This is a genomic window from Bradyrhizobium sp. HKCCYLRH3061 (assembly GCF_051168015.1).
Lineage (GTDB): Bacteria > Pseudomonadota > Alphaproteobacteria > Rhizobiales > Xanthobacteraceae > Bradyrhizobium.
Window position 1 is genome coordinate 158,991 of record NZ_JBNPUE010000005.1, and the last position, 12,656, is coordinate 171,646.

Here is a 12,656-nt window from a genome sequence, read left to right on the forward strand (position 1 = left end):
TACCTGCAATTCCCGTGATCGGTCTTCGGATGCAGCGCGCCGTGCGGAGTACTGGTCCGAGCGCTGGATCAAGCTCGGCGGCACGGGCCGCCAAGGTCGAGATCGTTTCCTTGTGTTCGTGTTTCGTGACGGTGGTTTGACAGAGGCCGCGGGGAGCACTAGCGTCGTCTGAACGATTCCAGGGGCAATGATTTTTGGTGAGACTGCCACGCGTGCGGATCGTGGATCGGGCTGGTCGCCCTATTGGGCCGGCAGGCCCGCGTCGACCATGAGCTGAACGATCCTGGCCGCGGCCTCGCGATACACCGGACTGGTGTTCTTCATCGGCGGCGCAACGTTGAGCGCGGTCGTGCCGGGCCGCAGCTTCAGTCCCTTCTGGATCGCGGCTCTCGCTTCATCGATCTGTCCGGCCGACGTCGAGCACGGTGGTCGGGGCGGGGGAGGGAAGGTCCACCTCGGGCGAAGAGACCTTGATCTCTGCCTCCGACGCGATGTCCGCGGTAAAGACGTATCCCCCCATTGGCCGCGCAGGACACGCTGCCCGAACAGTTGATCAAACGACGGCCGAGTAATGATCTGAAAGGTCAACCTGGGCTGCTTGGCCTGCCTCAAGGTGAGCGTTTCAGCCTCGGGACGTAATGCGTTCCGAGAGCCCCAATCAGCGAGCTCGGTCGAAAGAAAGCAGGGACGGCGCGAGATCAATCGAACGATCGTCGCCCTCCGCGTTCCGGACTGAGCTCGGATGTGATCCAGTCGGCAAAGGCGCGGACAGCCGTGCGTTGGTGAGCATTGCGGGGAAATACCAGGCGATGGCCGACGTAGCGGACGTCGGTCGCGCGGCCGGCTAGCGGCGCCACCAGCCGGCCGGATGCCAGCTCACGCTCGGCCAGCAGGGTGGATTCAAGGGCAACGCCGAGACCTTCGGTCGCGGTCGCAAGCGCCAGGAAGCTGCGGTCGAAGCGCATGCCATGAAGAGCGGGAGGCTCGAGACCGTTGGCGGCGAACCATTGATGCCACTGGATCTGCTTGACATCGGAGCGGATCAGCGTTCGTTCCAGCAGGTCGGCAGGCCGCTTGATCGTGGCCGCCAGTGCCGGCGAGCAGAGCGGCGTCACCGTTTCCTCGGCCAACGGAACGATTTCGACACCTTCCGCATGCGGCTGGCCGTAGACGATATCGATGTCGAAATCGTCGTTCTTGAATCGCGCATAGTCGGTGTTCGCCGCAAGCCGCACCTCGAGCTTGGGGTGGGCGGCGAGAAATCGCGCCAATCGCGGCGTCAGCCACTGCGCAGCGAAGCTCGGCGCCGAATGGACGCGGACCAATTGGGGACCGCGCGCGGCGACCTCCTCCAGGCCGCGGCGCAACTGGTCGAAGGCGGCGCCGGCATGGCGCATCAGGTTCTCGCCGGCAGGTGTCAGCCGCACCGAGCGGGCGGTGCGCTCGAACAGCACCGTGCGCAGGGTCGTCTCCAGCTTGCGGATGGCGTGGCTGACTGCGCTCGGGGTCAGGTGAAGCTCATTCGCTGCATCGCGAAACGAGCCAGTCCGTGCAGCGGCCTCAAACGCTCTGATTGACGAAATCGGGACGTTGGACAGCATCGAATGAGTGAACCAGATTCATCTATCCGTGACAACTGCGCGTTTGTCCCCGCCGGTCCGGCCCGCCATGGTCAAGCCCAACACAACGACACTTTGGGAGGACCAAGGATGCTGCTCAGCGGCAAGACGGCGATCATCTCGGGCGCAGCTTCCAGGCGCGGTATTGGGCTGGCCACTGCGCGACGGTTCGCCGCCGAAGGGGCGCGCGTCGCCATCCTCGACCTCGATGCCGCGGCGGCCGCCGACGCGGCGGCCACGCTCGGCCACCAGCATCTCGGGATCGGCTGCAACGTCGCCGACAACAACTCCTGCAACGACGCCGTCGCGCAAGTCATCGCCACATTCGGCGTCATCGACATTCTCATCAACAACGCCGGCATCACCCAGCCGGTCAAGCTGCTCGACATCACGCCCAACGACTGGGATCGCATCCAGGACGTCAATCTCAAGGGCGTGCTGTTCCTGTCGCAAGCGGTGATCCCCCACATGCGCGCGCGCAAGCAGGGCTCTATCGCCTGCATGTCGTCGGTTTCGGCGCAGCGCGGCGGCGGCATCTTCGGCGGGCCGCATTATTCCGCGGCCAAGGCCGGCGTTCTCGGTCTCGCCAAGGCGATGGCGCGCGAATTCGGCATCGACGGCATTCGCGTCAACTGCGTCACGCCGGGCTTGATCGGCACCGACATCACGGCCGGCAAGCTGACCGACGAGATGAAGGCCAAGATCCTCGAGGGCATTCCGCTCAACCGGCTCGGCACCGCCGACGACGTCGCCGGCATCTACACCTTTCTGGCGTCGGACCTCTCCGCCTATGTCACGGGCGCGGTCATCGACGTCAATGGCGGCATGCTGATCCACTAACCAAGGTCTCAAGAGATGGACACCGCAACCAGCCGGCTCGCCAACGCGCCGACATTGGCGCAGCGCGCCTACAACATCCGGCGCAACGCGCTTCGCATGGGCGAGGTGCAAGGGCAGGGCTACATCGCCCAGGCTCTCGACATCTCCGACGTGCTGGCAGTCGCCTACTTCCACAGCATGCGCTACCGGCCCGAGGATCCCAACTGGGAGGAGCGCGACCGTTTCCTGCTGTCGAATGGACACTATGCGATCGCCCTGTACGCCGCGCTGATCGAGGCCGGCATCGTTCCCGAGGCCGAGCTGGAAACCTATGGCAGCGACGACAGCCGGTTGCCGATGTCCGGCATGGCGTCCTACACGCCGGGCATGGAGATGTCGGGCGGCTCGCTCGGCCTCGGCCTCAGCATCGCCGTCGGCATGGGCCTCGGACTGAAGCGCAAGACGTCGAGCTCGCGCGTCTACACGCTGTTCTCCGACGGCGAGCTCGACGAGGGCTCGGTCTGGGAGGCGATCTCGTCCGCCAGCCACCACAAGCTCGACAACCTCATCGGCATCGTCGACGTCAACAATCAGCAGGCCGATGGCCCTTCGACCCAGGTCATGGGCTTCGAGCCTTTGGTGGATCGGCTGGAAGCGTTCGGCTGGTTCGTGCAGCGCGTCGACGGCAACGACCTCGACGCCGTGGTCGCCGCCTTCGATGCCGCCAAGACCCACGCGGCGCCGAAGCCGCGCATGATCGTGGCGGACACGCTGATGGGCAAGGGCGTGCCCTTCCTCGAACAGCGCGAGAGGAACCACTTCATTCGCGTCGAGCCGCACGAGTGGCAGCTCGCGATTGCCGCACTCGACGCCGGGAGGCCGTGATGAAATCGACGAGACCCGCACCGGATCTGAGCAAGCCGCGCCTGACGACCTCGGCGATGATCGCCTCGATCGCTTCCGAGGGCCAGCGCACCAGGCCGGCGCCGTTCGGCCACGCGCTGGTCGCGCTGGCGCGCAGCCGGCCGGAGGTGGTCGGCATGACCGCCGATCTCGGCAAGTATACCGACCTGCACATCTTCGCGAAGGAATTCCCCGAGCGCACCTACCAGATGGGCATGGCCGAGCAGCTGCTATTCGGTGCCGCATCCGGCATGGCGGCTGAAGGCTTCATGCCGTTCACCACGACCTATGCCGTGTTCGCCTCGCGCCGCGCCTACGACTTCATCCACCAGACCATCGCCGAGGAAGATCGCAACGTGAAGATCGCCTGCGCGCTGCCCGGCCTGACCTCCGGCTACGGCCCGAGCCATCAGGCGGCCGAGGATCTCGCGCTGATGCGCGCGATGCCGAACATGACGGTGATCGACCCCTGCGATGCGCATGAGATCGAGCAGGTCGTGCCGGCGATGGCCGCCCATCAAGGCCCGGTCTACATGCGGCTGCTGCGCGGCCAGGTGCCGCTGGTGCTCGACGAGTACGACTACACATTCGAGCTCGGCAAGGCCAAGCTGCTGCGCGACGGCCGGGACGTGCTGATGATCTCGTCCGGGCTGATGACGATGCGCGCGCTCGAGGCCGCCAAGGCGCTGTCCGATGATCGCGTCGACGTCGGCGTGCTGCACGTGCCGACGATCAAGCCGCTCGATGCCGAGACCATCGTGCGCGAATCCGGCCGCTCCGGCCGTCTCGTCGTCGTCGCCGAGAACCATACGGTGATCGGCGGACTGGGGGAGGCGGTCGCCGGGGTGCTGATGCGCGCAGGCGTGCACGTACCGTTCCGGCAGATCGGCTTGCCCGACGAATTCCTCGACGCCGGCGCGCTGCCGACCTTGCACGATCGCTACGGCATCTCGTTGTCGGAAGTCGTCAAGCAGGTCAAGGGCTGGCTCAAATAGCGGACCAGCCGCTGACATGACCCGCCGGCGCGCGGACGCGCCGGACCATAACAACAATTTCATACTGGAGGGACGGGAATGCGCAAGGCAATGACGCGTCGGCGATTCATGGCAGGAGCAATGGTGGGGGCTGCGGTGCTGCCGTTCACCGGGCGATTCGCCAAGGCAGCGGAGTTCACGATGAAGCTCGCGACCGGACAGGATCCGTCGCATCCGGTCAACAAGCGGGCGCAGCAGGCGGCCGATCGCATCAAGGAGGCGAGCGGCGGCCGGCTCGATATCAATCTCTACCCGGCCAACCAGCTCGGCTCCGACACCGATCTGATCTCGCAGGTCCGCGTCGGCGCCGTCGATGCGATCAACATCGCGAGCTCCGTGCTTGCCACCCGCGTGCCGCTCGCCGGCATCGTCAACACCGGCTTCGCCTTCACGTCCTACGACCAGGTCTGGAAGGCGATGGACGGCAGCCTTGGTGATCACATCCGCAAGGACATCGAGAAGACCGGCGTCATCGCGCTCTCCAAGCCCTGGGACAACGGATTTCGCCAGGTCACGTCCTCGACCCGCGAGATCAAGACGCCGGACGATCTCAAGAGCTTCAAGATCCGCGTGCCGGCGGCGCCGATCCTGACCAGCCTGTTCCAGGCGCTCGGTGCCGGTCCGACACCGATCAACTTCAATGAGGTCTATACGTCGCTGCAGACCAAGGTGGTCGAGGGCCAGGAGAACCCGCTGCCGATCATCGCCACCGCCAAGCTCTACGAGGTCCAGAAATACTGCTCGCTGACCAGCCACGTCTGGGATGCCTACTGGATTCTTGGCAACCGCGCTGCATTTAGCAAACTGCCGTCCGACCTGCAGACGCTGGTCACGAAGGAATTCAACAAGTCGGCGGATGACGAGCGATCCGACATTGCCGCGCTCAGCCAGAGCCTGCGCGCCGATCTCGCCGCCAAGGGCTTCACCTTCGTGGATGTCGACAAGGAGGCATTCCGTGGCGCGCTCGGCAAGAGCAGCTTCTACAAGGACTGGCGCGGCAAGTTCGGCGAGGAGGCCTGGAAGATCCTGCAGTCGAATGTGGGAGAGCTCGGATGAACTCGGTCGACGCGTCTCTGGCAGCCTCCACGAAGCACGGCGTCGTCGAAAGCCTCGAGCGGGCGCTGACGAAGCTGATCGAGATTCCCGCGATCGTCGCGCTGGTCGCGGAAGTCGGAATCCTCTTCACCGGTGTGACGGCGCGCTTCGCCTTCAACCGGCCGCTGACCTGGGCTGACGAGCTCGCGTCGATCACCTTTCTCTGGCTCGCGATGCTGGGCGCCGTGCTCGCGCTCAGCCGCGGCGAGCACATGCGGATGACCGCGCTGATCGACCGCGTCGCACCGCGCACCCGCGCGGTGCTGGAGAGCGCGGCGCTGATGGCGCCGGCGCTGTTCCTGGCGATCCTGCTGCATCCTGCGATCGACTATGCGAGCGGACAGGCGTTCGCGGAGACGCCGGCGCTGGGCCTGCCCGACAGCGTGCGGGCCGGCGCGGTGCCGGTCGGCATCGGCCTCATGCTGGCCACCGCCCTGCTGCGCATGGCGCGCCACGGCTCGCGCGACATCGCGATCACGCTGGTGATCCTGGCGGCCACGGCGCTCGTGCTGTGGGGCGCGGCGCCGGCGCTCAAGGCGCTCGGCAACTGGAATCTGATCGTGTTCTTCGCGATCCTGCTCGGCGCGGCCGTGCTCGCCGGCGTCCCGATCGCATTCTGCTTCGGGCTCGCCACGGTGGCTTATCTCCTCACGGTCACCTCGGCGCCGCTCGAAGTCGTCACCAGCCGCATTGACGAGGGCGTCTCATCCCTCGTTTTGCTCGCGATTCCCTTGTTCATTCTGCTCGGCCATCTCATCGTCATGACCGGCATGGCGGCAGCAATGGTCGGCTTCCTGGTGTCGCTGGTTGGCCATGTCAGAGGCGGCCTGTCCTACGTGCTGCTCGGCGCGATCCTGCTGGTCTCGGGCATTTCCGGCGCCAAGACGGCCGACATGGCGGCGGTCGCGCCGGTGCTGTTTCCGGACATGAAGCGCCGCGGCATTCATGACGGCGAGCTGGTGTCGCTGCTCGCAGCCTCGGGCGCGATGGCCGAGACCATTCCGCCCTCGATCGTGCTGATCATTATCGGCTCCGTCGCCGGCGTCTCGATTTCGGCCTTGTTCACCGGCGGCATCCTGCCCGGCCTGGTGCTGGCCGCCGCGCTGGCGGTGGTCGCCAAGCGCCGCATGGTCGAGCCGGAGGGCGTGATCCGACCGCGGCCGACCTGGGCCACCATTCGCTCGGCGCTCATCACGGCGCTGCCGGCACTGCTGCTGCCGGTGCTGATCCGCACCGCGGTCACCGAGGGCGTCGCCACCGCGACCGAAGTCTCGACCGTCGGCATCGCCTACACGATCCTGGTCGGACTGCTCGTCTATCGCCGCTTCGACTGGCGCAGGCTCTATCCGGCGCTGGTGCATACTGCCGCTTTGTCGGGGGCGATCCTGTTCATCATCGGTGCGGCCACCGCGATGGCCTGGGCGCTGACGCAGTCGAACTTCTCGCATGCGCTCGCGGCGATGATGGTTTCGGTGCCCGGTGGCAAATACGGCTTCCTGCTGATCTCGATCGCCGTGTTCATCCTGCTCGGCAGCATCCTCGAAGGCCTGCCGGCCATGGTGCTGTTCGGCCCGCTGCTGTTTCCGGCGGCCAAGCTGCTCGGCGTGCACGAGGTGCACTACGCGATGGTGATCATCCTCGCGATGGGCATCGGCCTGTTCGCGCCGCCCTTCGGCCTTGGGTACTACGCGGCGTGCTCGATCGGACAGATCCATCCCAACGCCGGACTGACCCGCATCTGGCCCTATCTCGGCGCGCTCGTGCTCGGCCTGCTGCTGGTTGCCTTCGTGCCGTGGCTGTCGATCGGCTTTCTCTGACCCCCCGGGTCGGCTGAAAACGTGAGGACCGAGATGCCAGTCGCGAGCTCGAGGCCCAGGACATCGAAAAGAGCTTCGGTGCACCCACGTCCTGCGCGGCGCCAACCTGCGGATTCGTTCCGGCGAGATCCACGCTCTGCTGGGCGGCAATGGATCTCCCGCAGCGGCACCAATCGACGGCTGCCTGATCGATCTCCGGTACAACATTGTTTTACCGGGAGACCAAAAATGGGTCGAAATCAGCGGAAATCGGCGTAAATGGACGCTGATGGGATGCTTCCGGCGCGACTTCTGAATGACTGATATCTCAAATAAAATTGCAAAATCAAACGCTTGGCGTTTCTCCGTCGCCCCTATGATGGACTGGACCGATCGGCACTGCCGGGTGTTCCATCGGCTGCTGTCGCGCCGGGCGTTGCTCTATACCGAGATGGTCACGACCGGCGCCGTCATTCATGGCGACCGGCAGCGGCTGCTCGGCTTCGATGCCAGCGAGCATCCGGTGGCGCTGCAGCTCGGCGGCTCCGACCCCGGCGATCTCGCGACGTCGGCCAGGATCGGCGAGGATTTCGGCTACGATGAGATCAACCTCAATGTCGGCTGTCCGTCGGACCGGGTGAAGGACGGCCGCTTCGGCGCCTGTTTGATGGCCGAGCCCGCGCTCGTGGCCGCCTGCGTCGCCGCGATGAAGCACGCCGTTCGCATTCCCGTCACCGTGAAGTGCCGCATCGGCATCGACGATCAGGATCCGGAGGTCGCGCTCGATGCGCTGGCGGACGCGGTCGTCGATAGCGGCGCCGACGCGTTGATCGTGCACGCGCGCAAGGCGTGGCTGAACGGCTTGTCGCCAAAGGAGAACCGTGACGTTCCGCCGCTCGACTACGACAGGGTGTACCGGTTGAAGGCGAGGCTGCCGCACGTGCCCGTCATCATCAATGGCGGTATCGGCAGCATCGAAGCTGCGCAAGGTCATCTCGCGCATGTCGATGGCGTGATGCTTGGGCGAGCGGCCTATCAGGAGCCGTGGCGGCTGCTCGATGTCGATCCCGTCCTGTTCGGCGAGGTCGCGCCGCATCGGACCATGAAGGATGCGTTGGCGGCGCTCGAGCCCCACATCGTGCGCCAGCTCGGGCAGGGCGCGCGGCTGCACGCGATCACGCGGCATCTCGTCGGCGCCTATCACGCGGTGCCCGGCGCACGCGCATTCCGCCGCCATCTCGCCGAGCGTGGCGTCAAGCCAGACGCCGGCATCGAGGTACTGCGCGAGGCGGTCGCGATGGTCGAGGAGCGCCCAGCGGTTGCTGCGCTGGCCTGAGCGGCTCAGGCCAGCGGCAGTTCGGCGACGGCCTGGCGCGCGATCTCTCTGCTGGCTGCGACGAGGCCCAGCTCCTCAGCTGCGGTCGGGAAAGCCGTGCAGCATCAGCCGGTCGGAGCGCACTTCCCAGCGCTCCAGCCGGTCGAGGAAGCTCATGCCGAGCAGGTTGGTCTTCATCTGGCCGTGCGGCACCACCAGCGCCGGCACCGAGCGCTCCACCAGTTTGCCGATCGCGAGCCGGTCCAACGTCAGCCGCGCAGCCTTGGTATGGCCACCGGCAGTTTCGACGTCGACGTCGTAGGCGAGCAGTTCGAGCGGCAGGCCTGCGGCCTTGGCGGTCTCGTAGGTCAGCACCACCGATGTGGCGCCGGTGTCGACCACCATCGGCGCGGTGACGCCGTTGATCTTGGCGCGCAATGCGAACTCGCCGCCTCTGGTGCGCTCGATCTCGACCGCGTTGGTCGGAGGGCTCGCCTTGGCGCGGAGCGCGCGGCTGCGCAGAACCTCCGACACGGTGTCGCTTGCGAGCGCTGCCTGCTCGGGGTCCTTGTAGACGATCACGGCGCCCGCGGTGAGCACCATGGTGACGAAAACGAGCACGACCTTGTTCATGCCGCGCCTCCCGTCGGCACCGAGGCGCTCAGTCGCGCCGACGCGCCAGCGCGGGCAGGCCGGCGTCGTGCATGCGGGACGGCAGCCCGTCCATCAGCGCCAGCCGCTCGTCGGTCGACATGCGGCCCCAGCGGGCGATCTCCGGCAGCGTGCGTCCGCAGCCGAAGCAGAGCTTCGTCTTCGGATCGATCATGCAGACGGCGATGCAGGGCGTCTCCTGGCTCATGGCGCGAGTTTGAAAGGTTCTGCCACTGTCGTGCAAGTGCAATCATCTCACAGTCCCGTTCCGGCATTCATGATCGGCTTGCGGACCCGACGCTTCTCCTGAGCGGGGGCGATCGCGTGTTCCGGCTGCAATGGCGGTGCCTCGTCCGACAGCGGAGCGAGCGCCGACATCACCCGCTCCGGCGGGAAGGTGACGATCACCTCGGTGCCGATGCGGACCTTCGATTTCAGCGTGAACGTGCCGCCATGCATCTCGATCAGGTTCTTGGCGATGGGCAGACCTAATCCTGCGCCCTGTTCGGCCGACTTGATCGAGTTGGAGCCCTGGCCGAACGAGGCGAGCACGATCGGAATCTCGTTCTCGGGGATGCCCGAGCCGGTGTCCTTGACGCTGAGATATTGTCCGCCCGAGGCCGTCCAGCCGGCCTTCAGCCAGATGTCGCCGCCCTGCGGCGTGAACTTGATGGCGTTGGACAGCAGGTTGAGCACCACCTGGCGGATCGCGCGCTCGTCGGCCCACAGCCGCGGCATCTTCTGCTCGAACACCTCGTGAATGGTGATGCCGCGGCTCGTGGCGCGCAGCTTCAGCAAATGGTGGCAGTCGGCGATCACGTGCACCAGCGCCACGGCTTCCTCGTTCAGCTCGTAGCGGCCGGCCTCGATGCGCGAGAGATCGAGGATCTCGTTGATGAGGTTGAGCAGGTGGACGCCCGAATTGTGGATGTCGGCCGAATATTCCTTGTAGACCGGCACCGCATGCACGCCGAAGATCTCGCTCTTCATCACCTCGGAAAAGCCGAGGATGGCGTTCAGCGGCGTTCGCAGCTCGTGGCTCATCTGCGCGAGGAATCGCGACTTCGCGACGTTGGCGGCCTCCGCACGGTAGCGCGCCTCGTCGGAGATCGCCTTCGCCTGCTCGAGCTCGCCGATCAGGGCGTCCTTCTCGGCACGTGCTTCGAGCGTGGCGAGCGTCGTCGCGTGCAGCTGATGGGCGAGCAGCACGAAATAGCCTTCGGCCGCGACGGCGAACCCGGCGAGCAGGTAGTTGTCGAACGTGCCCGACAGCGCGAGGCTCAGCGTGATCGCGACCGTCACCGGCGCGGTGACGGCGACGGCTGCGATCGGCAGGTTGGCGGCGAGCATGCTGGAGACCGCGATCACCAGCAGCATCAGGAACATCATCAGCGTGCCCGACACCGCCGCGAGCGCCGGATGGATCAGGATCGCCATCCAGCACACGCCGTAGAGCAGGTCGAGCAGCACGAAGCGCGTGCGCCAGCGCCGCGTCGCCGCCAGCGACGGCTGGTCGGCGAGGAAGTTCGAGCAGTTGCGCACGATCGCCGCATGAATGCAGAGCACGCCGAGCGTCCAGGCGCCGGCCGCGATCGTATGCAGCCACACGCTGAGCATCAGGCCGGTTGCCACCACCAGCAGCACGACGATGTAGGAGGCGGAGATGCGGGTCTGCGCGTATTGGCGCAGCAGCTCGCGGTCGAAGGCCGGACGCGTTCCCGATGTCGACGTTAACCGGTCGCGCGCCTCGCGCACCCGCTGCTGCGCGGCCCGGCGCTGGCTTGCTGGTGCAAGCGCCGGCGGATCTGCCGGAAGCTCGACGACCTCAGGCTTTTCAGCGGGTTTACTCATCAAACAACACAAATCCTGCCCGCGAGGTACGGGCTGCTTTCTGCATTGTCTATAACTGGGCCCAAATCCTTAAGACGGATTATAGACAACGAAAAATTTGCGTTAACCGCGCGTTAAATTAACCATTGTGGCGAGGCTCAGCGGAGCTGCATGCGCAGGCGGCGCCAGCCGATCACCACGCCGGTGATGCTGAAGACGAGGCCGATCGCGCAGAGGCCGACGATGAGAAACGTGCGCAGCGCCGCCTGCGCAAGCAGGGCCGGAAAGTCGAGCGTGTGCAGCGCCTGATAGAGCCACCGATAAGCGCGCCGGGATGGGTCGAGCTTCTCGAGCACTGCGCCGGAGGCGGCGTCGACCTGATACCAGGTGTCGCCGCAGACCACGCGATGGACCGGCGCGCCCGGCACATCGGAAACAAACGGATAGTCGTCGCCCGGCTCGACTTCGGACGAGCGCGCGCAGTCGCCGCGCAGGCGGGACGCCGCGGCATTGACGTCGGCCGGCTGCAGGAAGCGGCCGACGATGCGTGCCGATGCGCCGTCCAGCAGCGAAATCTGCTGCTGACTCGGCGCGCGCCGGATGCGCTGATAGAGGCGGCCGCCGAAGGCGAACCACTCGATCTCGCGGACCCCGCCATGCACCGCCGCGAGCGCGCCCGCGGTCGCGTCGGTCCAATCCGGCGCGCCGACGAGAATGGCTTGCTCGGACGGCGTCAGACGGCCGGTCGCAAACAGCCTGCCATGGTCCATCGACAGCCAGCCGCTGACCATCCACGTCAGCACGAACTGCATGCAGATCAGGCCGGCCCAATGATGCCACAGGTGCCAGCCGCGGTAGCGCGAGTACAGCCGCACCTCATGATATCTCAGCCGCATCGGGCCGAGCAGGGCGCCGCTCACGGCGGCGACGACCGCCGCGAGCGACAGCCACCACACGGCAGCGTTCCAGGCCGCCCAGTCCTTGCGCAGGATGGTCGGATAGATCCAATGAACGACGCTGCCGACGTAGTTCCAGGCGCGTTCGAACCGAGTCGTGTCGAGCACAACCTCGCCGGTGCGCGAGGAGACATAGAGCTCGGTGCCGCCGGGATCGTTGAGCGCGATCCGGTGCAAAGGACGATGCACGTCGAACCGGTTCGGCACCGTCCATTGGTCGTAGTCGTCCAGAGCTGCAACGGCGGCGCCGTCGGCTTCGAGCCCGCGCCGCTGCGCTGCCGCGCGTGCGATCGACAGGGCGATGTCGGGGGCGCTCACCTCGGCTGTGGCCAGCGTGTCGGCATGAATGGCCGTGCTGCGGCCGGCGGTCGAGATGACATAGACCGGGCCATCCATGCGCTGCACCAGGCGGATGCGGTCTGGATGGTCGATTCCAGCTTTGGCGAGGGCCTCCGCGGGACCGTGCAGCGACATGGCGACGTCGAGCACGGGCAGCGCGGCGAAGCGCTCGCTCTCGGTCTGCGCCGGGAATGGCACGTAGTGCATCACGATCCCAGTCGCGAACCACAGCACGAGCAGCGGACCGAGCGGGATGCTCAGCCAGCGGTGCGTGAGGATCAGCGCCCGGATCATGCGGC

The 12,656-nt window shown here is 66.3% G+C and carries 11 protein-coding genes; 6 read left to right on the plus strand and 5 right to left on the minus strand.

What is annotated here, in order from left to right; translation table 11 throughout:
- Window positions 1–698: 698 nt before the first annotated feature.
- Window positions 699–1,601, minus strand: coding sequence for a LysR substrate-binding domain-containing protein (locus ACQR2C_RS11465; RefSeq protein ID WP_316180622.1), 903 nt, complete (start codon window positions 1,599–1,601; stop codon window positions 699–701).
- Between the two features lie 108 nt (window positions 1,602–1,709).
- On the opposite strand from ACQR2C_RS11465, the gene ACQR2C_RS11470 reads away from it, so the two are divergent.
- The 6 genes from ACQR2C_RS11470 (at window position 1,710) to dusA (ending at window position 8,602) form a co-directional block, all read left to right on the plus strand.
- Complete coding sequence (locus ACQR2C_RS11470; RefSeq protein WP_315802997.1) at window positions 1,710–2,459, plus strand: SDR family NAD(P)-dependent oxidoreductase; 750 nt, start codon at window positions 1,710–1,712, stop codon at window positions 2,457–2,459.
- Between the two features lie 15 nt (window positions 2,460–2,474).
- The gene (locus ACQR2C_RS11475) at window positions 2,475–3,323 is read left to right on the plus strand and encodes a transketolase (protein WP_434881155.1); all 849 of its coding nucleotides are present in this window, start codon (window positions 2,475–2,477) and stop codon (window positions 3,321–3,323) included.
- Window positions 3,323–4,336: a transketolase family protein gene (locus ACQR2C_RS11480; protein ID WP_315802999.1), complete on the plus strand. Its 1,014-nt coding sequence runs from the start codon at window positions 3,323–3,325 to the stop codon at window positions 4,334–4,336. Before ACQR2C_RS11475 ends, ACQR2C_RS11480 begins: the two co-directional genes overlap by 1 nt.
- Window positions 4,337–4,414: 78 nt before the next feature.
- Window positions 4,415–5,431 (plus strand): TRAP transporter substrate-binding protein, encoded by a 1,017-nt coding sequence (locus ACQR2C_RS11485; protein WP_434881156.1) that lies wholly within the window; start codon window positions 4,415–4,417, stop codon window positions 5,429–5,431.
- On the plus strand, window positions 5,428–7,287 hold the full coding sequence (locus tag ACQR2C_RS11490; RefSeq protein ID WP_316216204.1) for a TRAP transporter large permease: 1,860 nt from the start codon (window positions 5,428–5,430) through the stop codon (window positions 7,285–7,287). The genes ACQR2C_RS11485 and ACQR2C_RS11490 overlap by 4 nt, the downstream gene beginning before the upstream one ends.
- Before the next feature lie 295 nt (window positions 7,288–7,582).
- On the plus strand, window positions 7,583–8,602 hold the full coding sequence (gene dusA / locus ACQR2C_RS11495) for a tRNA dihydrouridine(20/20a) synthase DusA (RefSeq protein WP_434881157.1): 1,020 nt from the start codon (window positions 7,583–7,585) through the stop codon (window positions 8,600–8,602).
- 75 nt (window positions 8,603–8,677) lie between these two features.
- Here the strand turns inward: dusA and ACQR2C_RS11500 are convergent, their stop codons facing one another.
- The 4 genes from ACQR2C_RS11500 to ACQR2C_RS11515 all read right to left on the minus strand — a co-directional run bounded on the left by ACQR2C_RS11500 (window position 8,678) and on the right by ACQR2C_RS11515 (window position 12,651).
- Entirely contained in the window at window positions 8,678–9,214 is a 537-nt protein-coding gene (locus tag ACQR2C_RS11500) for a TIGR02281 family clan AA aspartic protease (protein ID WP_315717625.1), read from the minus strand.
- Window positions 9,215–9,242: 28 nt separating this feature from the next.
- On the minus strand, window positions 9,243–9,440 hold the full coding sequence (locus ACQR2C_RS11505; protein ID WP_315803053.1) for a DUF1289 domain-containing protein: 198 nt from the start codon (window positions 9,438–9,440) through the stop codon (window positions 9,243–9,245).
- 47 nt (window positions 9,441–9,487) lie between these two features.
- Window positions 9,488–11,083 (minus strand): sensor histidine kinase, encoded by a 1,596-nt coding sequence (locus ACQR2C_RS11510; protein ID WP_316180631.1) that lies wholly within the window; start codon window positions 11,081–11,083, stop codon window positions 9,488–9,490.
- A 137-nt stretch (window positions 11,084–11,220) separates the two neighbouring features.
- Window positions 11,221–12,651, minus strand: coding sequence for a PepSY domain-containing protein (locus tag ACQR2C_RS11515; RefSeq protein WP_434881158.1), 1,431 nt, complete (start codon window positions 12,649–12,651; stop codon window positions 11,221–11,223).
- Window positions 12,652–12,656: the final 5 nt, after the last annotated feature.

What these genes read in the sequence shown, in the direction of transcription:
- dusA (WP_434881157.1), top strand. Translation starts at nt 7,583, where the DNA reads ATGACTGATATCTCAAATAAAATTGCAAAATCAAACGCTTGGCGTTTC.
- ACQR2C_RS11500 (WP_315717625.1), bottom strand. Translation starts at nt 9,214, where the DNA reads ATGAACAAGGTCGTGCTCGTTTTCGTCACCATGGTGCTCACCGCGGGC.
- ACQR2C_RS11475 (WP_434881155.1), top strand. Translation starts at nt 2,475, where the DNA reads ATGGACACCGCAACCAGCCGGCTCGCCAACGCGCCGACATTGGCGCAG.
- ACQR2C_RS11480 (WP_315802999.1), top strand. Translation starts at nt 3,323, where the DNA reads ATGAAATCGACGAGACCCGCACCGGATCTGAGCAAGCCGCGCCTGACG.
- ACQR2C_RS11470 (WP_315802997.1), top strand. Translation starts at nt 1,710, where the DNA reads ATGCTGCTCAGCGGCAAGACGGCGATCATCTCGGGCGCAGCTTCCAGG.
- ACQR2C_RS11505 (WP_315803053.1), bottom strand. Translation starts at nt 9,440, where the DNA reads ATGAGCCAGGAGACGCCCTGCATCGCCGTCTGCATGATCGATCCGAAG.
- ACQR2C_RS11485 (WP_434881156.1), top strand. Translation starts at nt 4,415, where the DNA reads ATGCGCAAGGCAATGACGCGTCGGCGATTCATGGCAGGAGCAATGGTG.
- ACQR2C_RS11510 (WP_316180631.1), bottom strand. Translation starts at nt 11,083, where the DNA reads ATGAGTAAACCCGCTGAAAAGCCTGAGGTCGTCGAGCTTCCGGCAGAT.
- ACQR2C_RS11515 (WP_434881158.1), bottom strand. Translation starts at nt 12,651, where the DNA reads ATGATCCGGGCGCTGATCCTCACGCACCGCTGGCTGAGCATCCCGCTC.
- ACQR2C_RS11490 (WP_316216204.1), top strand. Translation starts at nt 5,428, where the DNA reads ATGAACTCGGTCGACGCGTCTCTGGCAGCCTCCACGAAGCACGGCGTC.
- ACQR2C_RS11465 (WP_316180622.1), bottom strand. Translation starts at nt 1,601, where the DNA reads ATGCTGTCCAACGTCCCGATTTCGTCAATCAGAGCGTTTGAGGCCGCT.